The organism is Actinoplanes sp. CA-252034, from assembly GCF_050956125.1.
In the GTDB taxonomy this organism is placed as follows: domain Bacteria; phylum Actinomycetota; class Actinomycetes; order Mycobacteriales; family Micromonosporaceae; genus Actinoplanes.
This window is the reverse complement of sequence record NZ_CP191846.1, coordinates 837696-860562: the sequence shown is the minus strand read 5'-3', so window position 1 is coordinate 860562 and position 22867 is coordinate 837696. Positions and strand designations below refer to the sequence as shown.

27 protein-coding genes and 1 tRNA gene are annotated in these 22867 nt (G+C 70.5%); 9 read left to right on the top strand and 19 right to left on the bottom strand.

The genetic code is table 11. From position 1 onward, the window contains the following. The first annotated feature begins 52 nt into the window (after positions 1-52). On the top strand, positions 53-382 hold the full coding sequence (locus tag ACQPZW_RS04045) for a hypothetical protein (protein WP_433793487.1): 330 nt from the start codon (positions 53-55) through the stop codon (positions 380-382). A gap of 5 nt (positions 383-387) precedes the next feature. Here the strand turns inward: ACQPZW_RS04045 and ACQPZW_RS04040 are convergent, their stop codons facing one another. Beyond that, the gene (locus ACQPZW_RS04040; RefSeq protein ID WP_433793486.1) at positions 388-567 is read right to left on the bottom strand and encodes a hypothetical protein; all 180 of its coding nucleotides are present in this window, start codon (positions 565-567) and stop codon (positions 388-390) included. Between the two features lie 90 nt (positions 568-657). Between ACQPZW_RS04040 and ACQPZW_RS04035 the strand changes: the two genes are divergently transcribed. The 4 genes from ACQPZW_RS04035 to ACQPZW_RS04020 all read left to right on the top strand — a co-directional run bounded on the left by ACQPZW_RS04035 (position 658) and on the right by ACQPZW_RS04020 (position 4818). Further along, positions 658-2076 carry a CHAD domain-containing protein gene (locus ACQPZW_RS04035; protein ID WP_433793485.1) on the top strand — a complete coding sequence of 473 codons (1419 nt, stop codon included), beginning with the start codon at positions 658-660 and terminating at the stop codon, positions 2074-2076. A gap of 44 nt (positions 2077-2120) precedes the next feature. After that, positions 2121-3062, top strand: a complete 942-nt coding sequence (gene ppk2, locus ACQPZW_RS04030) for a polyphosphate kinase 2 (RefSeq protein ID WP_433793484.1) — start codon at positions 2121-2123, stop codon at positions 3060-3062. Between the two features lie 297 nt (positions 3063-3359). Next, positions 3360-4262, top strand: coding sequence for a ribonuclease Z (locus ACQPZW_RS04025; protein ID WP_433793483.1), 903 nt, complete (start codon positions 3360-3362; stop codon positions 4260-4262). 49 nt (positions 4263-4311) lie between these two features. Then, the gene (locus tag ACQPZW_RS04020; protein WP_433793482.1) at positions 4312-4818 is read left to right on the top strand and encodes an N-acetyltransferase family protein; all 507 of its coding nucleotides are present in this window, start codon (positions 4312-4314) and stop codon (positions 4816-4818) included. Positions 4819-5106: 288 nt separating this feature from the next. Here ACQPZW_RS04020 and ACQPZW_RS04015 read toward each other — a convergent pair whose 3' ends face one another. The 3 genes from ACQPZW_RS04015 to ACQPZW_RS04005 form a co-directional block, all read right to left on the bottom strand. Continuing rightward, complete coding sequence (locus ACQPZW_RS04015) at positions 5107-5436, bottom strand: hypothetical protein (RefSeq protein ID WP_433793481.1); 330 nt, start codon at positions 5434-5436, stop codon at positions 5107-5109. A gap of 321 nt (positions 5437-5757) precedes the next feature. Next, positions 5758-7116, bottom strand: a complete 1359-nt coding sequence (locus ACQPZW_RS04010) for a cystathionine beta-synthase (protein WP_433793480.1) — start codon at positions 7114-7116, stop codon at positions 5758-5760. A gap of 3 nt (positions 7117-7119) precedes the next feature. After that, positions 7120-7464, bottom strand: coding sequence for a YkvA family protein (locus tag ACQPZW_RS04005; protein WP_433793479.1), 345 nt, complete (start codon positions 7462-7464; stop codon positions 7120-7122). Between the two features lie 143 nt (positions 7465-7607). Between ACQPZW_RS04005 and ACQPZW_RS04000 the strand changes: the two genes are divergently transcribed. The 3 genes from ACQPZW_RS04000 (at position 7608) to ACQPZW_RS03990 (ending at position 10810) form a co-directional block, all read left to right on the top strand. Further along, positions 7608-8630, top strand: a complete 1023-nt coding sequence (locus ACQPZW_RS04000; protein WP_433793478.1) for an SGNH/GDSL hydrolase family protein — start codon at positions 7608-7610, stop codon at positions 8628-8630. A 16-nt stretch (positions 8631-8646) separates the two neighbouring features. Further along, the gene (locus ACQPZW_RS03995; RefSeq protein WP_433793477.1) at positions 8647-9435 is read left to right on the top strand and encodes an SGNH/GDSL hydrolase family protein; all 789 of its coding nucleotides are present in this window, start codon (positions 8647-8649) and stop codon (positions 9433-9435) included. Between the two features lie 130 nt (positions 9436-9565). Further along, positions 9566-10810 carry an acetyl-CoA C-acetyltransferase gene (locus ACQPZW_RS03990; RefSeq protein ID WP_433793476.1) on the top strand — a complete coding sequence of 415 codons (1245 nt, stop codon included), beginning with the start codon at positions 9566-9568 and terminating at the stop codon, positions 10808-10810. A gap of 599 nt (positions 10811-11409) precedes the next feature. On the opposite strand, the gene ACQPZW_RS03985 is transcribed toward ACQPZW_RS03990, so the two are convergent. The 4 genes from ACQPZW_RS03985 to ACQPZW_RS03970 form a co-directional block, all read right to left on the bottom strand. Beyond that, on the bottom strand, positions 11410-11730 hold the full coding sequence (locus ACQPZW_RS03985) for a hypothetical protein (RefSeq protein ID WP_433793475.1): 321 nt from the start codon (positions 11728-11730) through the stop codon (positions 11410-11412). A gap of 287 nt (positions 11731-12017) precedes the next feature. After that, positions 12018-12848: a Bax inhibitor-1/YccA family protein gene (locus ACQPZW_RS03980; protein WP_433793474.1), complete on the bottom strand. Its 831-nt coding sequence runs from the start codon at positions 12846-12848 to the stop codon at positions 12018-12020. Positions 12849-13025: 177 nt separating this feature from the next. Continuing rightward, positions 13026-13110, bottom strand: a tRNA-Leu gene (locus ACQPZW_RS03975). A gap of 56 nt (positions 13111-13166) precedes the next feature. Beyond that, on the bottom strand, positions 13167-14462 hold the full coding sequence (locus tag ACQPZW_RS03970) for an NAD(P)/FAD-dependent oxidoreductase (protein WP_433797415.1): 1296 nt from the start codon (positions 14460-14462) through the stop codon (positions 13167-13169). Here ACQPZW_RS03970 and ACQPZW_RS03965 point away from each other — a divergent pair. Continuing rightward, complete coding sequence (locus ACQPZW_RS03965; protein WP_433797902.1) at positions 14403-14597, top strand: hypothetical protein; 195 nt, start codon at positions 14403-14405, stop codon at positions 14595-14597. The two genes, ACQPZW_RS03970 and ACQPZW_RS03965, sit on opposite strands and share 60 nt — an antisense overlap. A gap of 15 nt (positions 14598-14612) precedes the next feature. Here ACQPZW_RS03965 and ACQPZW_RS03960 read toward each other — a convergent pair whose 3' ends face one another. The 11 genes from ACQPZW_RS03960 to ACQPZW_RS03910 all read right to left on the bottom strand — a co-directional run bounded on the left by ACQPZW_RS03960 (position 14613) and on the right by ACQPZW_RS03910 (position 22865). Then, positions 14613-15179: a hypothetical protein gene (locus ACQPZW_RS03960; RefSeq protein ID WP_433793473.1), complete on the bottom strand. Its 567-nt coding sequence runs from the start codon at positions 15177-15179 to the stop codon at positions 14613-14615. A gap of 1 nt (position 15180) precedes the next feature. Beyond that, the gene (locus tag ACQPZW_RS03955) at positions 15181-16536 is read right to left on the bottom strand and encodes a DUF58 domain-containing protein (RefSeq protein ID WP_433793472.1); all 1356 of its coding nucleotides are present in this window, start codon (positions 16534-16536) and stop codon (positions 15181-15183) included. Beyond that, positions 16529-17518, bottom strand: coding sequence for an AAA family ATPase (locus ACQPZW_RS03950; RefSeq protein WP_433793471.1), 990 nt, complete (start codon positions 17516-17518; stop codon positions 16529-16531). The genes ACQPZW_RS03955 and ACQPZW_RS03950 overlap by 8 nt, the downstream gene beginning before the upstream one ends. A 13-nt stretch (positions 17519-17531) precedes the next feature. Continuing rightward, a complete protein-coding gene (locus ACQPZW_RS03945; RefSeq protein WP_433793470.1) occupies positions 17532-18110 on the bottom strand; it encodes a hypothetical protein in 579 nt (192 codons plus the stop codon). A 153-nt stretch (positions 18111-18263) separates the two neighbouring features. Next, a complete protein-coding gene (locus ACQPZW_RS03940; protein ID WP_433793469.1) occupies positions 18264-18962 on the bottom strand; it encodes a DUF4129 domain-containing protein in 699 nt (232 codons plus the stop codon). Between the two features lie 42 nt (positions 18963-19004). Next, entirely contained in the window at positions 19005-19814 is an 810-nt protein-coding gene (locus ACQPZW_RS03935; protein ID WP_433793468.1) for a uracil-DNA glycosylase, read from the bottom strand. A gap of 45 nt (positions 19815-19859) precedes the next feature. After that, positions 19860-20459 carry an LppU/SCO3897 family protein gene (locus ACQPZW_RS03930; RefSeq protein ID WP_433793467.1) on the bottom strand — a complete coding sequence of 200 codons (600 nt, stop codon included), beginning with the start codon at positions 20457-20459 and terminating at the stop codon, positions 19860-19862. Between the two features lie 128 nt (positions 20460-20587). Next, positions 20588-21160 carry a hypothetical protein gene (locus ACQPZW_RS03925; RefSeq protein WP_433793466.1) on the bottom strand — a complete coding sequence of 191 codons (573 nt, stop codon included), beginning with the start codon at positions 21158-21160 and terminating at the stop codon, positions 20588-20590. A 47-nt stretch (positions 21161-21207) separates the two neighbouring features. After that, positions 21208-21561, bottom strand: a complete 354-nt coding sequence (locus ACQPZW_RS03920; RefSeq protein ID WP_433793465.1) for an HAAS signaling domain-containing protein — start codon at positions 21559-21561, stop codon at positions 21208-21210. Beyond that, on the bottom strand, positions 21558-21887 hold the full coding sequence (locus ACQPZW_RS03915; RefSeq protein WP_433793464.1) for a PadR family transcriptional regulator: 330 nt from the start codon (positions 21885-21887) through the stop codon (positions 21558-21560). Before ACQPZW_RS03915 ends, ACQPZW_RS03920 begins: the two co-directional genes overlap by 4 nt. A gap of 69 nt (positions 21888-21956) precedes the next feature. Next, complete coding sequence (locus tag ACQPZW_RS03910) at positions 21957-22865, bottom strand: exopolyphosphatase (protein ID WP_433797413.1); 909 nt, start codon at positions 22863-22865, stop codon at positions 21957-21959. Between the last annotated feature and the right edge of the window lie 2 nt (positions 22866-22867).

Here is a 22867-nt window from a genome sequence, read left to right as displayed (position 1 = left end):
ACATGTCCGGAAATCCCGCTCACACTCTAAACCGAGCCAGCGGGAGGTGGATGTGAATCCGATCTACCAGCACAACGAGAGCGAGCAGGATGCCTGGGATCTCGCCGAGTCCCTCATGCAGCAGGCCCGCGCGATGATGCGTGAGGCTGAAGTGGCCCTCGACATGTGGCGGACCGGTAAGGAGATGAACCGGCTGCGCTGCGCACGCCGCGGCATCAGCACCACCGATGCCGAGATCCGCTGGTCCGCCTCATCGAATGCGAAGAACGCGCTGACCACCAACAGCTTCTCGACCGGCCTGGCGACGATGTACTACAACGCCGCGACCGCGAACTATGCGCGGGCCCTCTATCTGCACGTCAACGACGAGCCCCTGCGGTAGCCGGTCTAACCCTCGGGCGCCTCGTCGGGCTGGTCCTGCGTGGTGGCCGGAGGCCGTGGCGGGTCGGCCTGGGCGGGCGCCGCGGGGACGGCGAGTGCCAGCCCGAGGACGGCCCCGGCGCCCATGAGGCGCAGGCCGGCGAGCGAGACGGCGAGAGGGATCGGGCGGCGTTCGGACTTGTCCATGCAGCACTCCTTACTGGCCGGGCCACCACGATGCCAGGCGAACCTGAGACATGGCTGTGCACGAGCCGTCGGGCCAGGCACCATGGACGGGTGGAGATCGCCACCGAGACCGAGCGCAAATACGACGTCCCCGAAACGTTCGAGCTTCCTGACCTGGTCGGCGTCGGCGAGATAGCCGCCGTCGACGGCGCCGAGACCCATGATCTCGACGCCACGTACTTCGACACCGAGGACCTCCGGTTGATGAGAAATCGCCGGACTCTTCGGCAGCGCAGCGGCGGCAACGACGCGGGCTGGCATCTGAAGACCCCGGGTGACGGCGCCGGCCGTACCGAGCATCGGCTTCCCGCGAACGGCACGGAGGTGCCGGGCGAGCTGACCGCGCTGGTCCGGGCCATCGTGCGGCGCAGCCCACTGGGGCCGGTGGCCCGGTTGCGCACGCACCGGGTGGAGACACCGCTGCGGGACGCCGGCGGGCGCACGCTCGCGCTGGTGGCGCAGGACCGGGTGACCGCCGAGTCGGACGGCTCGGAGACGGTCTGGCAGGAGGTCGAGGTCGAGTTGGTCGACGGCGACGCCACCATCCTCGACGCCGTGGAGCAGCGGTTGCTCGACGCCGGCGCGCGTCCGGCCGAGGGCCCGTCGAAGGTGGCGCGGGCGCTGGCCGGGCGGCTGGCCGCGACGAAGGGCAAGAAGACAAGACCGCAGAGCAACCCCGTCATGCTGTACGCCCGGGAGCAGCGCGACGCCATTCTCGGCCACGACCCGGCGGCCCGTCGTGGCGAGCCCCGTGCGGTGCACCAGATGCGGGTCGCGACGCGTCGTCTGCGCAGCACCCTGAAGACGTACCGGAAGGCGTTCGACGAGCAGGACCTGCGGGACGAGTTGCGCTGGCTGGCCGGTGTGCTGGGTGCGGTGCGTGACCCGCAGGTGCTGGAGGAGAAGCTGCTGGGCCTGGTCGAGGAGGCGGGTCCCGAGTTCGCGCACACCGCCGCGCGGGTGCGGTCGCATCTGGAGCACCGGGTCGAGGCCGGCCGGGCCGAGCTGGCCGAGGCGCTGGAGTCGGATCGCTACCTGGATCTGCTGGATCACATCGACGAGCTGGTGGATCACGGCTCACCGAAGACCCCGGACCCGGTGCGACGGGCGCGGAAGGTGCTGGAGAAGGCGGACGCGAAGCTGGACGCGGCGCTGAAGTCGGGCGTCGAGGAGGAGATCCACGATTCGCGGAAGGGCTTCAAGCAGGCGAGGTATGCGGTCGAGCTGATCGCACCCGAGGCGGGCAAGCCAGCGAAGGGGCTGGTCAAGGCGCTGACCGATCTCCAGGACGGGCTGGGCGACTACCAGGACTCCAACATCGCCCGCGGCGTGCTGCGGGAGCTGGGCTCGGACAGTTTCCATTTCGGGGTGCTGTACGGCCGGCAGGAGCAGGTGGGCCGGGACGCGCTGGCGGGAGTTCCGGCCCTGGCGAAGGCGGCGAGGCGGCGAAAAGTTCGGCGGGTGTTCTGATCCAGCCGGTTGCGGTCTCGGTCTTCGCGGGTATGAATCGTCGTATGCAATCCGAGTTCGACCAGGCGAGCACCAACCCCTACGACGGGCCGATCGCCGAGCTGTCCGGCTACCGGGTCGTCGACGACGAGGACGACGACCCCCGTCTGCTCAATGCCGACGGCGAGCCGGTGGACACGTGGCGGGAGGACTATCCCTACGACGAGCGAATGCCCCGCGCGGAGTACGACCACGACAAGCGCCTGCTCCAGATCGAGCTGCTGAAGCTGCAGAACTGGTGCAAGGACAGCGGGGAGCGCCTGCTGATCCTCTTCGAGGGCCGGGACGCGGCCGGCAAGGGCGGCACGATCAAGCGGTTCATGGAGCATCTGAACCCGCGGGGCGCCCGGGTCGTCGCGCTGGAGAAACCGAACCAGCGCGAGAGCACCCAGTGGTATTACCAGCGCTACATCAAGCACCTGCCCGCCGCCGGGGAGATCGTGCTCTTCGACCGGTCCTATTACAACAGGGCCGGCGTGGAGCGGGTGATGGGCTTCTGCGACCGCAAGGAGTATCTGGAGTTCCTGCGGCAGACCCCGGAGCTGGAGCGGATGCTGGTCCGTTCGGGCATCAAGCTGGTCAAGTTCTGGTTCTCGGTGACGCAGGGCGAGCAGCGGACCCGGTTCGCGATCCGCCAGGTGGACCCGGTCCGGCAGTGGAAGCTCTCGCCGATGGACTTGAAGTCCCTGGACAAGTGGGACGACTACACCGAGGCCAAGGAGGCGATGTTCTTCTGGACCGACACCGCGGACGCCCCGTGGACGGTGGTGAAGAGCAACGACAAGAAGCGGGCCCGGCTGAACGCGATGCGGCACGTGTTGAACAGGTTCAACTACGCCGGTAAGGACCCGGAGATCGTCGGCGTGCCCGACCCGGAGATCGTCGGCCCGGCCTCGTTGCTGGTCGAGGCGACCAACGACTCCCCGCTGATATTCCCGCGTCTGTAGTGATTCAAATTCGTTGGCACTCCCTCCGCGGGATGGATAACGTGGCCGTACACGTGAAGGGAGGTGGTCCGAAGTTGTATAGCAACGGGACTCGTGAGGTGGCTGTCCGCTAGCCGCTGTCCTTGACAGCTTCGTAAGTGAAGTACGTCGAGACCGTGTGGCAGCGGTGCGGCGAATACCAGACAGCCACCCGACCCCTGGGGATCCGGCCTAGTCCGACCGGACCGCGTTCGGTTTCGAGCGCGGAAGTCCCCAGGGGTCGCTTCATATCCGGGGTCGGTCGACGGGGGAGATCCAGTGACACGCGAGCTGGTGGTGCTCGGCACCGCGAGCCAGGTGCCGACCCGGCACCGCAATCACAACGGCTACCTGCTGCGCTGGGACGACGAGGTGATCCTCTTCGACCCGGGCGAGGGCACCCAGCGCCAGCTGCTGATGGCGGGCCTCCCGGTCACCCCGATCAAGCGGATCTGCATCACCCACTTCCACGGCGACCACAGCCTCGGCCTGCCCGGCGTCCTCCAGCGGATCTCGCTCGACAAGGTGCCGCACCCGGTCGCCGTCCACTACCCGGCCGGTGGGCAGGAGTTCTTCGACCGCCTGCGGCACGCCACCAGCTACTGGGACAACGCGGAGATCGTGCCCGGACCGGTCGGCGCCGGATTCGAGGTGGAGACGTCCGCGGGGCGCCTCATCGCGCTTCCGCTGCGACACCCCATCGAGACGTACGGGTACCGCCTGACCGAACCGGACTCGCGTCGGATCGTGCCCGCCCTGCTGGCCGAGCACGGCATCGGCGGCCCAGCCGTCGGTGAGCTGCAGCGGACCGGTCGGCTCGGTGACGTCACCCTCGATCAGGTGAGCGTGGCCCGCCCCGGCCAGAGTTTCGCCTTCGTGATGGACACCGGCCTGTGCGACAGCGTGTTCGAGCTGGCACAGGGGGTCGACATGCTGGTGATCGAGTCGACGTTCCTGTCCGAGGACGCGGAGCTCGCCGCCCAGGTCGGGCATCTCACGGCCGGCCAGGCCGCTGCGGTCGCGCGCGAGTGCGGCGTACGCACGCTGGTCCTGACGCACTTCTCGCAGCGTTATCCGGAACCGAACCGCTTCCTGGAGGAAGCTCGCCGGGAGTTCGACGGCCCGGTGGTGATCGCCGAGGACCTGTCCCGGGTGAAGGTGCCCTCCCGGTCGGTGGGCTGACCGCCACACCGGCCGTCGGGCGATGCCGACGGACTGGTTTCCTGTGGGCATGACCGTTCTGTTGCGCCCGGTTGAGGACGCCGACCTGATCGCTGTCGGCGCGCTGCATCATCGCTCGCGTGCCGCCGCCTACGCCGGCCTGGTCCCGCCGGAGACGTTCGCCGCCCGGGGGCCGGAGGCGCTGAGCGCCTGGTGGGTGGAGCGCTGGAAGTGGGAGCGGGAGACGCACCTGATGACCGTCGCCGAGGCCGACGGGGAGTTGGCCGGGTTCACCTACGTGGGCCCGAGCGAGACGGACGGCGCCGCCGAGCTCTATGCGATCCATGTGGAGCCGGACCGGGTCGGCTCGGGCATCGGCCGGCAGCTGATGATCAGCGCGCTGGGTCAGCTGGCCGGGTTCGACGTGGACCGGGCCGTGCTGTGGGTGCTGGCCGACAATCCGGTGGCGCGGCGGTTCTACGAGCGGGGCGGCTGGACGCCTGACGGCGCGACCAGGGTCGCGCCGATCAACGATCATCCGCTGCCGCAGCTTCGTTACTCACGTTCGCTGCGCTGACACGGGTTTGCTGGTTGGGCGGGAACACGCGACCGAGTGAATGCGGGGGAACCTGTAGTCGCGTGCTCCCGCCCACCGCCCCGCCCGTACCGGATGCGCCTGGCCGGAGGCGCTCGATCAGCGGAGGCGTGCCGATCTGGGATCCAGTTTCAAGGGCGGGTCTGGGCGCGGGATACCGGTGCGCTGGCGGGGCGCTCCGGTGTCACCGCTGGTCGACGTCGGCCGGGCCGGGAAGCCGTACTTGCCGGGGGACGGTCAAGCATTGTCGGCGACGTCGTGGTCCTGGGGTCAGGCTCGATACCTCCGGTGGTCGTGATTGCGGTGATGAGGGCCGGCGCCGGTGTACCGGCTGCCGATCTCGTCCAGCCCGGCCCGTTTTCCGGGCAGGGCACGCATGCTGTTCAGGTCGTGCCGCAGCGTCCACACCTCACGCCACGGGCGCCGGGCCACGGCGTCGGCCCGTTCGGCGAGCCGGCGGGCCGAGCACGGCCAGCGCCATCCGCAACAGGCACAGTTGCCGTTCCGGGCCGCCACATGGCGGTCGAGCATGTGCTGCGCGTCCCGCCACAGCAGGCGGTCCACGATGTCGGCGGGCGCCGCCTCGTCGACGTCGACCATCCCCTACCCCTTCGTCCGGGAGTGGCTCATAGCTCCGTCACGACACATACAACAGCAGCGGGCCGCCGAGCGGTCGGACTGTCTGTGCGACTACAGCAACTATCCGTAACGGTCCATGCCCAACACCCCAAGACCTGCACCCCCACCCCACCGTTTCCGCGAGGACGTACCCACAGAACGGCCGGCAAAATGCCGCCGGTGCCGGGCCAGCCGAGCCTCCGACGCCCAGCGGGGTTTGCTGGGTGGCGGAGAATCGACTGGCCCGGCACCGGTCAAAAGGCATTCTGTCGCGGAGCGAAGCGAAGCCGGCAGCTCAGCCGGCTAGCTCAGGTGCGCCAGCAGGTCCTGACGGGTGAGGACGCCGGCGGGCTTGCCGTCGACCAGCACCATCGCGGCGTCCGACTTCTCCAGCAGGACGACGGCCTCGGCGACCGGCTCGCCCCCACCGATCATCGGCAGCGGGTCGCCCATGTGCCGCTCGATCGTGTCGTGCAGGTGGGCCTGGCCGGTGAAGAGCGCGTCCAGCAGCGCCTTCTCCGAGATGGAGCCGGCCACCTCACCGGTCACCACGGGCGGCTCGGCCTTGAGCACGGGGAGCTGGCTCACGCCGTACTCCCGCATGTAGTCGATGGCGTCGCGCACCGTCTCGGTCGGGTGCACGTGGATCAGCGGCGGGATCTCGGCACCCTTGCCGGCCAGGGCGTCCGCCACTGTCGGCGTGCCCGACTGGGTACGCAGGAACCCGTACCGCGCCATCCATCTGTCGTTGAAGATCTTGGAAAGATAGCCACGGCCGCCGTCGGGCAGCAGGACCACGATGACGTCGTCGGGGCCGGCCTTGCGGGCCACCTCGAGCGCGGCCACCACGGCCATGCCGCAGGAGCCGCCGACGAGCAGGCCCTCCTCACGGGCGAGGCGGCGGGTCATCTCGAACGAGTCCGAGTCGCTGACCTCGATCACCTCGTCGGTGACGTTCCGGTCGTACGCCGTCGGCCAGAAGTCCTCACCGACGCCCTCGACCAGGTAGGGACGCCCGGTGCCGCCGGAGTAGACGGACCCCTCCGGGTCGGCGCCGATGACCCGCACCGGCCCCTGCTCCTTGAGGTAGCGCCCGACGCCGCTGATCGTCCCGCCGGTGCCGACGCCCGCCACGAAGTGGGTGATCTTGCCGCCGGTCTGCTCCCAGAGCTCGGGGCCGGTGTCCTCGTAGTGCGAGCGTGGGTTGGCGGGATTGCTGTACTGGTCCGGTTTCCAGGCGCCCGGAATGTCCCGGGTGAGCTGGTCGGACACGTTGTAGTAGGAACGGGGGTCCTCCGGGGCCACGGCGGTCGGGCAGACCACCACCTCGGCCCCGTATGCCCGAAGCACGTTCTGCTTGTCCTCGCTGACCTTGTCGGGGCAGACGAAGACGCACTTGTACCCACGCCGCTGGGCCACCAGGGCCAGCCCGACGCCGGTGTTGCCGCTGGTCGGCTCGACGATCGTGCCGCCCGGCTTGAGGAGGCCCGCCTTCTCGGCGTCCTCCACCATCCGCAGCGCGATCCGGTCCTTGACCGAGCCGCCGGGGTTCAAGTACTCGACCTTGGCCAGCACTGTGGCACTGATGCCTTCGGTCACGCTGTTCAACCGGACCAAGGGGGTATTGCCGATGATCTCGACTACGTTGTCGTAATAGCGCACGTCTTACTTTACGACCGCGGGCCGGCCGGTCTTCTCCCACTCCAGGAACCGATCGGTCTCGGCGAGCACGGCGCCGGCCAGCCAGGTCACCGCCACCGCGTCGTCGATCAGCCCGAAGACCCAGATGAACGCCTCGGGGACGGCGTCGATCGGCGACACCACGTACGCTGTGGCCGCCGCCATCAGCGCCAGCCGCATACCGCCGTCATACTCACCCCTGGTGCTCGCCTTGATCATCCGTGGGAGCGCGCCGAGGCGCTGAGCCACCGAAGGCCCACCGCGGCTACCCGCCGTGAGCGCCCGGGCCAGCGCAGTGAACGCCGCCGCACGTTTCAACGTCTTGGCCATCTCTGTTCCCCTTTCCGCAACTCCAGCATGACGGGAACGCGCCATGATTGCCTCTCGCCGGCACGAGTTAGCCTCGAACTCCGCGAACACATGCCGATCATGGGCGAGCCGGATGGTTCCCTTCGACGACCGCGAGGGAGACTATGAGCAGCATTGATGTAGCGGACATCCGCTGGCGGTGGGTCAAGACCGCCGGCCGGGTCGCCGGAGCAGCCGCAGGTCTGACCGCCTTCTCCGCGGTGCTGCTGATGCGCCAGGCCGCCGAGGCACGCCGGGTGATCCCGATGGCCGAGGCGCCACCACCGCGCGGCGACGGCGTCTACGGCGCCAAGTTCGGCGGCAAGGCCCTGGAGTTGGTGATCCTGGGAGACTCATCAGCTGCGGGGTACGGCGTACACCGTCCCCGTGAGACGCCCGGCGCCCTCTTCGCCACCGGGATCTCGCGCCGCCTGCGCCGCCCGGTCCGCCTGCACCGGCTGGCCGTGGTGGGCTCGGTGTCGGCCGGGCTTCCGTACCAGGTGGACGCCGCCCTGGAATATCAACCCCACCTGGCGATCATCCTGATCGGCGGTAACGACGTCACGCACGTCTCGGCCCGGCCGGCCGCGGTGCGCCATCTCGGGGATGCGGTGCGCCGGCTGCGCGCGGCCGGCTGCCACGTGGTAGTCGGCACCTGTCCCGATCTCGGCGCGATCCAGCCGATCAAGCCGCCGCTGCGCTGGCTGGCCCGGCGCTGGAGCCGTCAGCTGGCCGCCGCGCAGACCGTCGCGGTGGTCGAGGCCGGCGGGCGTACGGTGTCGATCGGCAACCTGCTCGGCCCCATGTTCGAGGCCTACCCCGCACGGATGTACAGCGAGGATCGTTTCCACCCGTCGGTCGAGGGGTACGCGAGAGCCGTGTCCGTGATGATGCCGACGGTGATGGCCGTGCTCGGAACCGGCGATCGCGTGACCCTTCCGGTCGCCGAGGACGTGCGCACCCTGCCCGAGGCGGCCGACGAGGCGGTCCGCGCCCCGGGCACCGAGGTCGCCCCGGCGGGCCGGTGGGCCCGGATGCGGCGCTACCGCTGGTTCAGTTCACGGCCGACGGCTGCGGCCCCCGTTCCCAGCGGTGACCCCACCGACGGGGCCGTAGGGTATACCCCAGAGGATCATCAGGTCGGCTGACGCAGGGAGGCGGGACATGGCCGGACTGCCGGAACGTCTGACCAGGGCCGCGGCCACCAGCCTGCTCGCCGGGGCGGTGGGCGGGGTCGCCCTGCTGGCCGGCGAGATGCTGGCGGCCAAGGCGCGGAGATATGCGAAGCCCACCATGGGGCTCGCTCTGCGTACCTCGATGGGCCCGCAGAGCGCGCCGCCGTTGCGCCTGGTGCTGCTCGGTGACTCGGCGGCGGTCGGCGTCGGTGTGGAGTGGCTGTCCGACACGGTCGGCGGCCAGCTCGCCCGGCTGCTCGCCGACGGCTCCCCCGGCAACGGGCAACGGCACGTGCTGCTCTCCAGCGTCGGTGTGGCCGGGTCACGGTCCAGCGACCTCGCCACCCAGGTCGCCCGGGCGCTGCTCGGGGACCGCCCCGACGTGGCCGTCATCCTCATCGGCTCGTATGACGCCGCCTCCGGCCGGGCCGCCGAGGACGCGGCCGGCCATCTCGCCCAGGCCGTCCGCCGGCTGCGCTCGGCCGGCGTCCAGGTGGTCGTCGGCACCTGCCCCGATCTGGGCGCCTCCCGGTCGATGGCGCCGCCGCTGCGGCAGATCGCCGGGCTCATCGGGCGGCGGCTGGCGAAAGCCCAGGCCAAGGCGGTGACCGATGCCGGAGGTGTGGTCGTCGATCTGGCCTCCGAGACGGGCGCCGTGTTCCGCGCCGACGCCGGGACCCTCTGTTACGACGGCTTCCACCCGTCGGCCGACGGCTATCGGGTGTGGGCGCATGCGCTCTACCCGGCGGTGGCGAAGGCCGCGATGACCGAGGTCTGACACCCGGCGTGGCTTCCATGGCCGTCTCCGCGGCGTTGGGGCGGCGGTTGCGACCATACGGACGGGGTTTTTTCACGGCGTGTGACAAATTCGCGCTTCCGACCATGTTACCGATGAGTAAACTGGCCGTATGCCGGAAGCTGTCATCGTCGCCACTGCCCGCTCCCCCATCGGCCGCGCCCACAAGGGCTCGCTGAAGGATCTGCGCCCCGACGACCTCGCCACCACGATCGTCGACGCCGCCCTCGCCAAGGTGCCGCAGCTGGACCGCACGCTCATCGAGGACCTCTACCTCGGTTGCGGTCTCCCCGGCGGCGAACAGGGCTTCAACATGGCTCGCGTCGTCGCCACCAAGCTGGGCCTGGACGGCCTGCCCGGCGCCACCGTCACGCGGTACTGCTCGTCGTCGCTGCAGACCACCCGGATGGCCTTCCACGCCATCAAGGCCGGAGAGGGTGACATCTTCGTCTCGGCCGGTGTCGAGACCGTGTCCCGATTCGCCCGCGGCAGCTCCGACGGCCTGCCCTCGGCCGCACAGGAACTCGTCGGCGGCTCGTGGAACAACCCGTACTTCGCCGACGCCCAGGCCCGTACCGTCATGTCCGCGAAGAACGGCACCACCTGGCACGACCCGCGCCAGGACGGCCTGACCCCGGACATCTACATCGGGATGGGCTACACCGCCGAGAACCTGGCTCAGGTCAAGAACATCTCCCGCGAGGAGATGGACGAATTCGGGGTACGTAGCCAGAACCTCGCCGAGAAGGCCATCGCCAACGGGTTCTGGGATCGGGAGATCACCCCCGTGACACTGCCCGACGGCACCGTGGTCTCCAAGGACGACGGCCCTCGCGCCGGCGTCACCATCGACGCGGTCTCCCAGCTGAAGCCGGTCTTCCGGGCAGACGGGCGGGTCACCGCCGGCAACTGCTGCCCGCTCAACGACGGTGCCGCCGCGGTCGTCATCATGAGCGACACCAAGGCCCGTGAGCTGGGCATCACGCCGCTCGCCCGGATCGTCTCGACCGGCGTCACCGCTCTGTCACCGGAGATCATGGGCCTCGGCCCGGTCGAGGCGTCGAAGCAGGCCCTCAAGCGGGCCGGCATGACCATCGGCGACGTCGACCTGGTCGAGATCAACGAGGCGTTCGCCGCCCAGGTGATCCCCTCCTACCAGGATCTCGGCATCCCGATCGAGAAGCTCAACGTGAACGGCGGCGCCATCGCGGTCGGCCACCCGTTCGGCATGACCGGCGCCCGCATCACCGGCACCCTGCTGAACTCGCTCGACTGGCACGACAAGAGCATCGGCCTGGAGACCATGTGCGTCGGCGGCGGGCAGGGCATGGCCCTGATCATCGAGCGCCTCAGCTGACCGCACCACCCCTGCTCGGGCCCGGCACGTCGCACCACGTGCCGGGCCCGCTCTCTGCCCGACTCCGCCCGCGGGTCCCGCTCCGCACCCCGACGTGAGGCGGCCGAGCGACAGCGAACCACGCATCACCACGTCGGGTCGGCCGCCTGACAGCACGACGACCCGCGACCGCCCCACCACGCCGGACCGGCCGGGTGACAGGGTGACGACCCGCGACCCGAACCACACACCACCACGCCGAACCGGCCGCGCAACAGCACGACGACCCACGACCCGCCCACCACGCCGAACCGGCCGAGCGACAGCGTGACGACCCGCAACCCGCACCACGCACCACCACGCCGAACCGGTCTCGCAACAGCGTGACGACATGCGGCCTGAGCCGCACTACAGATCACCATGTCAGGCCCGGCGCGCGACAGCCTCGCAGCCTTGCCCCGCACCACAGATCATGCCCTCGGGCCGGTCGGGCGACAGCCGTGGTGGGCCGGTCGGGCGACAGCGTGGTGAGAGCCGCATTCAGCCCGGCGGTCGCGTTTCGGTCCGTGCGCGGGATTCGTCGCGTGGTCGCGGCGGGACTGGGTGGCGCGGCGGGGCGCTCAGGTGCGTACCAGGGAATCGCGGGTGTCGTTGATTGCCTTCGTGGCGCGTTCGAGCAGGTCGTCGGAGGGGTCGGCGGCGAGGATGTCGTCGGCCAGGACCCGCAGCTGGTCGCGGAGCACCAGGTCGTGGAGGTGCGGCACCGGGCGGGCCGGGCGCTTCTCGGCCTCGGCGCCGAGGTCGGCGAGCTGCTGCACGAGGCCCTGGACCAGCGCCGAACGGGACAGCCCGGCGGATGCGGAGGCCGACCGCCAGCGCGGCTCGTCCCAGTGGTGGACCTGGGTCAGCAGGCGCTCGATGGCGGGAGCGAAGTCGGGCACCCGGCGACGATACCCGGCGAGGCGAAGAGCGAATAACCGACCGGAACCACCCGCCCACGGCAAGGGCGGAGACCCGCCCGGGACCGCCGGACCACGGCAAGGGCGAATGCCCGACCCGGACCACCCGACCACGGCAAGGGCGGAGACCCGCCCGGGACCGCCCGACCCTGGGAAGGGCGAATGCCCGCCCTGCGCGAGGAGCGCGGGACGGGCATTCGGTGTGATCGGGACAACGCCCGGTCCGCGGGGAGGCGGGCCGGGCGCTGCTCGTGACGACGGACGAACCGTCAGTCGTCGCCTTGGAAGTAGCTCAGCAGGCGCAGGATCTCGATGTAGAGCCAGACGAGGCCGACCAGGATGCCGAACGCCGCGGTCCACGAGTAGCGCGCCGGCAGACCCATCCGCACGCCCTCCTCGATCTCGTTGAAGTTGAGGATGAAGCTCAACGAGGCGACCACGATGCAGACGAGGCTGAAGCCGATGGCGAGCGGGCTGCCGTCACGCAGACCGGTGTTGATGTCGAACATCGCCAGCACGAAGTTGATCAGCATGACGGCGAAGAGGCCCGCCATCACGGCGATCATGCCCTTGACGAACTTCGGCGTCGCCCGGATGACGCGGGCCTTGTAGAGCGCCCCCATGATGAAGAAGACGCCGAACGTGGCCGTTGCCGCCTGGAGGACGATGCCGTCGTAGAGCGACTCGAAGAACTTGCTGACCATGCCGACGAACACGCCCTCGATGACCGCGTAAGCGATCACAAGAGCGGGGTTGGCCATCCGCATGAACGAGATGACCAGGCCGAGCACGAGCCCGGTCAGCGCGGCGCCGATCCAGGCCGGGCCCATCAGAGCGTCGGGGATGAGCGTCCACGCGGCGACCGCGGAGGCGCCGGTGATGCCGAGCACCGTGACCGTCTTGACGACGACGTCGTCGATGGTCATCGGCTGGACGGCCGGAGGAGCGGAGGGGTAGCCCGTCGCAGTGGGGTAAGGGTCGCCGTATGCCGGCTGACCGTAACCCGGCTGCGCGGCCGGCCCGTATGGCCCGTACCCGGCCGCTCGCTCCCGCTCGGCCGCCTGGCCGAGGCGCGAGAGCACCGGGTTAGATGTCTTCACTGTTTCCAGCCTCCCTTGAGGTTGCGGCGCTATGCCTGCGTTCAAGGGTAAGCGGTGAGTGCCGTTCGCGCCGCACCCGAATGCTGTGAGCAGGCTGAAAAACCCGTGTTTTTATGCTGCTCAGGGCGCGTGCGATAACGATCACGGTCGCGACGGGCCCGCCGCGACCGTGGACGATGGTGCCCGGGGCGGGTCTCGAACCCGCACGCCTTTTGGGCAGCCGCTTTTAAGGCGGCCGTGTCTGCCATTCCACCACCCGGGCGGCCTGCGAACACCGTAGCTGGTGGCGCCCGGGCAGTGGAAACGGCATTGGCCCGATCAACGGGCGGCGGCGCGGACCTTCTTCTCGGCGGGCAGCTCGACCGGCGGGGTCACCTCGGTGAACTCCTCACGCGGGCTGTGCAGCTGGCCGAGGGCCACGGTCTCCCGCTTGAGCATGAACGCGAGCACCCAGTCGGCCACCACGCGCACCTTGCGGTTGAACGACGGGATCCGGCTGACGTGGTAGAAGCGGTGCATCAGCCAGGCCGGGTAGCCCTTGACCTTGATGCCGTAGACGTGCGCGACACCCTTGTTGAGGCCGAGACCCGCGACACCGCCGACATGCTTGTGGCGGTACTCCTTGGGCGCGCCGCCGAGGACCACCTGGGCGATGTTGTCGGCGAGGACCTTGGCCTGCCGGACGGCGTGCTGCGCGCTGGGCGAGCAGTAGGCACCCGGGTTGGTCAGGTCGGGGACCTGCGCGCAGTCGCCCGCGGCCCAGGCGCCCTCCCACACCTCATCGGTCTCGAGGTCGGCGACCTGGAGGGTGGGCAGGCAGTTGACGTGACCCTTCGGCCCGAGCGGCAGGTCGGTGTTGGCCAGCATCGGCGACGGCTTCACACCCGCGGTCCAGACCAGGGTCTCGGCGCGGAACGTGTCACCGTCGGACAGCACGATCCGGCCGTCGACGCAGGACTGCAGGAAGGTGCTCAGGCGCAGGTCGACACCGCGGGCGGCGAGCTGACGGGCGGTGTAGGCGCCCATCTCCGGGCCGACCTCGGGCAGGATCCGGTTGCTGGCCTCGACCAGGATGAAGTGGACCTCCTTGGGGTCCAGCTCCGGGTAGTACTTCAGGGCGTCGGCCACGACGTCCTGCATCTCGGCGAGCGCCTCGATGCCGGCGAAGCCTCCGCCGACGAAGACGAAGTTGAGCGACGCCTTACGCACGTCCTCGTCGGGGGTCGCGGCGGCGACGTCGAGCCGGTCGAGGATGTGGTTACGCAGGTAGATGGCCTCACCGATGGTCTTGAGACCGATGCCACGGTCGCGCAGACCCGGAATGGGCAGGGTGCGCGAGACCGAGCCGGGGGCCACGATGATGTGGTCGTACTCCATCTCGTAGGCCGGACCGTCGATCGGCTGGATCGTGACGGCCTTGCGGGTGTGCTCGAGCTTGGTGACCTCACCGGAGACGATGCGGCACTTCTTCAGCTCCCGGCGCAGCGGCACCACAGCGTGTCGCGGCGAAATGTTACCGGCCGCTGCCTCAGGCAGGAATGGCTGGTAAGTCATGTGCGGAACAGGGTCAATGACGACGATCTCGGCCCGGTTCCGGTTGAGCTTCTTGGACAGGCGGAGGGCGGCGTAAAGCCCGACGTGACCTGCTCCTACGACGACGATGCGCGGCGGATTCACGCCACCATTGTCGCGCGCGCGGCCCCTTTCATGCGCCGTTCTGTGACGATCACAACGGCCCAAGTCAAGTGACGAAACACTCAGAATTCACTCGCGGCGGACCATGCGCGTTAGGACCATTGTCACAGTCGTCGCTGCGATCAGCCCGACGATGGTGGCCAGCTGGAACGCCTCTCCACCCAGGTCGGCGGTCAGGCCCAGCGCCAGGACGATGACCACCGCCGACAGCAGCACGACGAGCAGGGCACGGCCCAGCCAGAGGGCCGGGACGTCGAAGTTGACCATGGCGTCGTACGGCAGGACAGCCGCCAGAGCGGTGAGCGTGTGCCCCAGGTAGAGCACCGTGGCCAGTGCCAGTACACGCCACAGTTCGACCGGGGCGCCGTACCCGGCGGTGTCGATCAGCCAGCCGGCGATCGCGGTGAGCGCGATAGCCGTGCCACCCCGGCCTCGCGGGGCCGCCGCCGGCCAGAGCACCACGGCCAGGACCGGCAGCATGACCCGTGGGCTGGACAGCAGCTCGGCCGGCCAGGCCACACCGACGGAGAACAGGCCGGCCAGGGCGATGCCTCCGCGGATCATGAACGGCACGGCGGTCGCCCGCCCCGCGGCGGTCCTCCAGCGATCGATCCGGCGGTTCAGGCCGTTGAGCATGTCAGCGTCCCCTCGGGGCCGAGGCCAGCCGGGCGACGTCACGCAGCACCAGGTCGAGGCTGCCCGCCCCGGCCCACGCCACCACCGGCACACCGTGTTCGCGCAGCCGGCCCAGCACGTTCTCCCGCTCCATCCGCCACAGCCGGGTGGCCGCCGGTGTCCACTGGTTGCGTGCCGGTGGCTCGGCCTGCTCGGGCAGTGTGTCGACCGCCACCACGTACCGGCCGGACTGGGTGAGCTGGGCGAGCATGTCGGCGGCCCGCGGGTCGACCAGCGGGGTGAGCACCACGACCAGCGCGGACGAGGAGACGTGGTGGGCGCTGACGACGTTCTCGTACTGCTCGGTCCCGGCCTGGTCGGGCCGTACGTCGAGCAGCCACTCCAGCACGGTCAGATACTGCCGGCGGCCCGAGCCGGCGCGCAGCCTGCGGGCGTTGGAGCCGTACTCCAGCAGCGAGACCCGGTCGCCCCGGTGCAGGTAGTGCTCGGCGATCGCGGCCGCGGCCCGGACCGTGGTGTCCAGCACCGACGAGCTGCCATGGACTCCGCCGGAGAGACCGATCTCGCCGAGGACGTCGAGCAGGAGCAGCACTTCGGCGTCCCGGTCCGACAGGGTCGAGGCGACATGCAGGTCACGTGTCCGTAGGGAGACGCGCCAGTCGATGCGTCGGAGTCGATCGCCGGGCGCGAACTGGCGTACCCCCGCGAGCTCTCCGCCCTCACCCGGCCGCCGGGAGCGGTGCGCGCCGACCAGGCCGGCCGCGGCCGGCATCGCCTCCGTCGCCTTGAACGGCTCGGTGACCGGATAGACCCGGACCCCCTTCGCGGGGGTGACCACCGGACGGCAGGCCAGCAGGCCACCACACGCGGCGGCGCGCGCTGCGGCCGGGCCGACGTCCTGCCGGCCCCAGCGCAGAGCCTCGCCGGGCAGATCGATCGCGGCCCAGGCGTCGGCGTTCACGGTGATCGCGAACGGACGGTCCGAGTGCTCCAGCCTCAGCCAGGGCGAGGTCCGGGCGCGGACGACGACGAGGTCGTAGTCGATCGAGTCGGGGTTGGCCACGGTCAGTCCCGCCTCGACGTCACCGCCCTCGACCAGATGGGACTCGGCGGCGCTGATGGTGATCTCGGGCACGGCGACCGGCGTGCGGCGCAGGTTGATCGCCGCGCCGATCGCGAACGGCGCCGCGAGCAGGACCAGGTCGACGCGGCCCAGTGCCACGCCGAGCAGGAGGAGCAGGCCGGTGAGCAGGACCGTCCGGCCGAGAGCGCGGGTGGGCGCCCAGACCGGGCCGGACGACGACTCGGCCGCGCCCGGTGCGGGCACGGCCGGCCGGAGGCGCAACAGGTCAGTCATGCCGGGCGTACGTGGGAAGCGCCCCGCTGGCCGGGGCGGGCACCGCGGTGAGCACCTCCTGAACCACGAAGGACGGGTTGACCTGGCGCAGCCACATCTCCGGGCGCAGCGTTATGCGGTGAGCGAGCGCGGGAATCGCGACGTCCTTCACGTCCTCCGGCACCACGTAGTCACGGCCGGCCATCACGGCGCGGGCCCGGGCCAGCAGCAGCAGGGCGAGCGAGCCACGCGGCGAGGACCCGACGAGGACCGCGCTGTGTTCGCGGGTCGCCGAGGCCAGCGCAACGATGTACCGGCCGATCGAGTCCTCGACCGCCACCGACTCCAGGGCGGCCTGCATCGACTGGAGCGTCCGGGAGTCCACCACCGGGGAGAGCGTCGCCTCCTCCTGACGGCGTGACATCCGGCGCTGGAGCACCGTCCACTCCTCCTCCGCCGTCGGATAGCCGAACGACACCCGGAGCAGGAACCGGTCGAGCTGGGCCTCGGGCAGCGGATAGGTGCCCTCGTACTCGATCGGGTTGGCGGTCGCGATCACGTGGAACGGCGGGTCCAGACGGTACGTCACGCCCTCGACCGAGACCTGCTTCTCCTGCATCGCCTCGAGCAGGGCGGACTGGGTCTTCGGCGGGGTCCGGTTGATCTCGTCGGCCAGCAGCATGTTGGTGAACACCGGGCCGGCCCGGAAGGCGAAGTCACCCTTGCGCTGGTCGTAGAGGAACGAGCCGGTGACGTCCGCGGGCAGCAGGTCGGGGGTGAACTGGAGCCGGCGGAAGTCGAGGCCCAGCGCCTGGGCGAACGACCGGGCGGTCAGTGTCTTGCCCAGGCCGGGCATGTCCTCCAGCAGCACGTGACCGCCGGCCAGGATTCCGGCCAGCACCAGCTCCAGCGAGTCCCGCTTGCCCACCAGGATGGAGCCGACCGAGTCGAGTACCGCCCCGGCCAGCCGCCCGACCTCGTACGGGGGAAGAGCCTGCGTCACCGGCGCACCTTTCTCACAGTCGTTCCATGGCGTCTAGGTAAGTCTCGACGTCGCGGGCCTTGAGAGCGCGGCGGCCCGGCCCGGACAGCGCCGACCACAGGTCGTCGCCGAGGAGCTCCCGGGCCCGGCGCGGGTCACTGGCCCGGGTGAAGCCGTGCCGCAGGCGCAACCGTTCGTCGGCCAGTTCCGCGAGCACCGGCAGAACGTTACGCGCATACAGATCCGGGTCGGAGTGGGCCCGGTCCAGGTTCTGCTCCCACCGGCGGACGGCGGCACGGAGCGCGTCGCCGGACGGTGACGGGCCCGCGCCGATCCGGGACCGCAGCCGGGGCGAGGGCGGCGGGGCGGCCAGGCGGGCCGCGTAGATCACCACCCGGAGACCGATCAGAAGGCTGACCAGGAGCAGCAGCGAGATGCTCGTGTCCAGCGCGCGCAGCCCGGCCACGATGACCAGGGCGACCAGGCCGATGACGGCGGCGTTGCCGGCCAGCGTGACGGCGATCGACCGTCGCTTGTCGACGGCCTCCGGCTCCTCGACCGCCCGCGGGCGGTCGGCGATGCTGAAGAGATCGTCCAATCCCCCATCGCTCACGCCGTCACCTCCGCATGGACATGGCGCGGCCGGAAAGGACGAGACCCGCTCACGCCGTCACCTCCGCATGGACATGGCGCGGCCGGAAAGGACGAGACCCGCTCACGCCGTCACCTCCGCATGGACGTGGCGCGGCCGGAAAGGACGACCCGCTCACGCCGTCACCCCGCTCCGGGCGGCGCCCAGGTCGGCGCGGAGCCGCTCCAGGGCGGACCGTGCCTGCTGCCGCATCTGGTCGTCGACGGTGTGCGTCGCATACCGCGCCTCGCGGTAGACCTCCAGCAGGGCGGCGAGCACGCCGGCGTCGACCTGCTGTTCGGCGAGCAACCGTCCGACGTAGTCGGTGGGGCTGTCGCCGGGATGGCGTGGCGTGCCGGCCGTCGCGGCGGCGTCCTCCAGGCGCACCCAGCAGGCGATCACCGCCCGGCGCGGGTCACGGTCGGTGTCGGACAGCTCCTCCAGGCCGGCGTCGAGGGCGGCGACCAGGTCGTCGGCGGTCTGCTGGGCGCGGCGCGGCTGGTGCCGCCCGGCCCGGGCCGGGCGGCGGCGCAGGTGATCGCGGACCAGCGCCCAGGTGAGCCCCACCACCATCAGGAGCGCTCCGATGATCAGCACGGCGAGGGTGGCGGTGCCCACCCACGCGGGCAGCGCTTGCGCCGGCTCGGGCACGCTGTCCTGGAAGCTGGGCTGCACGGACGGGCGCGGCGGCAGCAGCGGTGGCCGGGTGGGCTCCGCGTCCTGCTCGAGCTGGTCGAGCTGCGGGGCGGACCGGGTCGCGGCGAGCGAGGTCACGAAGAGCAGTCCGAGGACAGCGGCGAGGGGCCACCATCGGCGCAGTGCGGCGAAGTCCATAACTGGCTCAGATCCGTGGCTCGGGGATTGTCGGCGCTCGCATCATGCCAGGCCCGCCAGATCCTTCGCACGGCCGAACACGTCGTCGAGCATGACGGGGGTGAGCCGGCCGGTGAACGTGTTCTGCTGGCTGACGTGGAAACTGCCCAGCAGAACGGGCGCACCGGGCACGTCGACCCGGGCTCCGTGCCCGAATTTCGGCCGGGGCACGGGCGGCCGCACCCCGAAGGCCGCGATCATGGCCGGCCACCATGCGGCCCACGCGAAGGCACCGAGCGCGACCACGACTCGCAGGGTCGGCCGGATCAGCTCCAGCTCGCGGCGGAACCAGGGTGCGCACGTGTCGCGCTCCTCCGGTGTCGGCTTGTTGTCCGGCGGAGCGCAGCGCACCGCCGCGAAGATCCGGGTGTGCCGCAACGCCAGACCGTCGTCGGCGGAGACGCTGGTCGGCTGGTTGGCGAGGCCGGCCCGGTGCAGTGCGGCGAAGAGCACATCACCGGAACGGTCGCCGGTGAAGATCCGGCCGGTGCGGTTGCCGCCGTGCGCGGCGGGCGCCAGGCCGAGGATCGCGATCTCAGCGTCGGCCGGGCCGAACCCGGGGACCGGGCGACCCCAATACTCCTGCTCACGGAAGGACGCCCGCTTGGTCACCGCGACATCGGTGCGCCATGCGACCAGGCGGGGACAGGCGAAACAGTCCGCGACACCGGCGTCCACCGCGGTCAGCGAGGCCGCCCCGGCAGCCTGGGCGACGACCGTTTCGGGGGTACGCGCGGAGGCGCCGGACGGAAGCACCCGTCCAGCACAGCATCCCCGCGCCGGACGGAACGCCACCGGGTCGGCCGCGGACATCTCACCGATGCCCGTGACCGACCCGGCCCGGAGTCGTCACGAGGGTCAGTTGACCTTCAGGCAGAGCAGGTAGCCCTTGTCCTCCTGAGAGGCGATGACGGCACCCTCCTCGCCCTCCTTGAGACCGTTGTTGATGATCTCGTCACAGGCGGTGCTGTTCTCGTCCTTGATGCCCTCGACGCGGCCCAGCACGGTGTACTTCGCGTCGGACGAGGAGCACTCGACGATCTTGGCGGTGACCTCGGTGGTGGTCTCCTTGACCTCCTGCGAGACGCCGAGGCAGTCGCCGGCCTTCGCGTCCTTGGTCGGGTCCTCGGAGAGGACCGTGCCGATCCCGAACTTGATCGCCGCGATGATGGCGATGACCACGAGGGTGCCCACGATGCTGAGCGCCTTCTTGGCGAACCTGCCCTTCGGCTTGCCCTCCGGGGTGCCCGGGAAGGGCGCGGGCGGCGCGAAGCCGGGAGCGCCCTGGTTCGGGGGCGGGAAGCCGGGAGCACCCTGGTTCGGCGGCGGGAAGCCCGGGGCCCCCGCGTTCGGCGGCGGGAACTGCCCACCGGCGTTCGGCGGCGGGAAACCCTGGGGCCCCGCGTTCGGCGGCGGGAACTGGCCACCGGATGAGGGCGGCACAACCGGGTCTGTCATCGGGCTTTCCTTTCAAGGGGTACCGCCGGCATCGGCCGGCACGCGAGGATAGCGACCGTCGTCGCTCGCGCGCGATCCCCTTTGCAGCCTGATTCGTCACCGTGGCCGAGACGCAACCGTCGGCGGTGTCACCTGCTGGGACTCGGTGATGGACTGGCGTCTCGTGGTTGCCCTGTGGCACCCGCCGTCGGGCCTGTGGATGGACCTGTGGACAACGATGGCTCACCGCTCTGGAACGGCGCCCGTGCGGGACAGTAGGGGTATCCCGGATTGGTGATCGGCATCTCCTGGCCGTCCTCGTCGTAGCACGTCTGCTCCCCGAGCATGATGGGCTGACCATCCTGGTCGTAGAGCTGCACACCGACCAGGAGTTTTCCGTCACCGTCGTAGACGAAGACGTCGCGAACGCCACTCAACGGCTCGGGGCGGGGATCGGTGTATCCGACGTTGTAGTAGTAGTCACGCTGCGCCGCCGAGTCGACCTCGAAGAAGCCGATCACCGCGAAGAGGACCAGGAAGCCCGTGCCCAGCCGCTGCAGGCGCCGAGGCCACGGTGCGGTCGGCCGGCCACGGCGGCCCAGCCAGATCGACCCGAGGATGCCCAGGCCGATCAACAGGATCGCGGCCAGGTCATCGCCACCGGCGCGGGGCAGCAGGCCCAGCGGTGTGCTGTGGTCGTGCAGCATGAAGGCGATGGCCATGGCCGCCAGATAGCCCCGCAGAACCCACCAGGCGGGCCGCAACAGGGTCAGGAACTCGCTCGCCCGCGGATAGCCGAGCAGCGGCCCGACCTGCTCGTCGGCCAGGCGCAGCGCCCGGTCGATCCGCGCCCGATGGCGGGCGGCGGTCTCCGCGATTCGTGACCGCTCCCCCGGGGCGGCGTGGAGGCGGTGAAGCCGGCGGTCGCGCTCAACTCAGCCGCATAGGCCGCCGGTGGGCCGAGCCGCTCATACAGCGAGCCGCCGCCCTCGGCCAGCACCTCGGCCAGGTGCTCCGGCAGGTCCTCGAGCAACTCGTCACGGGTCGCGGCCGGCAGGCCGGCCAGCGCCTCCCGGACGCCCTCGACGTAGACGGCGATCTCGTCCTGTGCCGTGAGGTTCACGCCTTCCCCCGCTCGCGAAGCAGATCTTCCATGATCGACGCGAAGCCGTGCCACACCTTGCCGGAGCTCTGCAGCTCGGCGCGGCCGGCCTCGTTGAGTGCGTAGTACTTACGGTGGGGGCCCTCGTCGCTGGGCACCACGTAGCTGTTCAGCAGGCCGTTGTTGAAGAGCCGGCGCAACGTGCCGTAGACCGAGGCGTCACCGACGTCCTCCAGACCGGCCGCACGCAGACGGCGCAGGATGTCGTAGCCATAGCCGTCCTCGTCGCGCAGCACGGCGAGGACAGCCAGGTCGAGCACCCCTTTGAGCAGCTGCGTCGCATCCACGCGGAGCACACTACTTCGCAATCCGGAGTACCGTCAACAGCGCACTACCCGGGGAGGGGTGCGGGAGGGTCAGAGGGCCAGGCCGAAGGCGATGCCGTCGAGGATGTCGTGCTCCGAGGCGATCACGAAGTCGTGGCCGGAGCGCTCCTGGATCACCTTCATGATCAGGGCACCGGCCCCGATCACATCGGCCCGGCCGGGATGCATCACCGGCTCTGCCAGCCGCTCGGCGACGGTCATCGCCAGGAGCTCATCGGTCACCCGGGCCACCGTCGCAGCGTCGATCCGGCTGTGGTGGATGCGCGTGGAGTCGTACACCTCGAGGTCGTGAGCCAGAGCGGCAACCGTGGTGACCGTCCCGGCCAGGCCGACCAGCGTCCGCGCCGATCTCCCGGCCACGGCCGCCAGGGCCGTGTCGACGGCTTCGACGATGTCCGCCTCCGCCGCCGCCAGCTCCGCCGCGGTCGGCGGATCGCTGTGCAGGTGCCGCTCGGTCATCCGGACGCAGCCGATGTCCATCGAGATCGACCGCTCCACACCGGTCGTGCCGGTGACGAACTCGGTGGAGCCGCCGCCCAGGTCGTAGACGAGGTACGGGCCCTCGGCGTCCAGACCGTTCACGGCGCCCAGGAAGGACAGCTCCGCCTCCTGCTCGCCGGTGATCACCTCCGGATCGATGCCGAGCACCCCGCGGACCATGTCCCGGAAGTCCTGCGCGTTCGACGCGTCACGGCTGGCCGAGGTGGCGCACATCCGCACCCGGGTGACGCCCAGCTCGGCGATCTCGGCGGCGTAACCGAGCAGGGCCCGCCGGGTGCGCGCGATCGCCGCCGGAGCGAGCGTCCCGGTCCGGTCGACGCCCTCCCCCAGCCGGACGATCTCCATCCGCCGCGAGACGTCGGTCAGCTTGTCCCCGGCCACGTCCGCGATCAGCAGACGGATCGCGTTGGTGCCGCAGTCGACGGCGGCGACGCGCACGC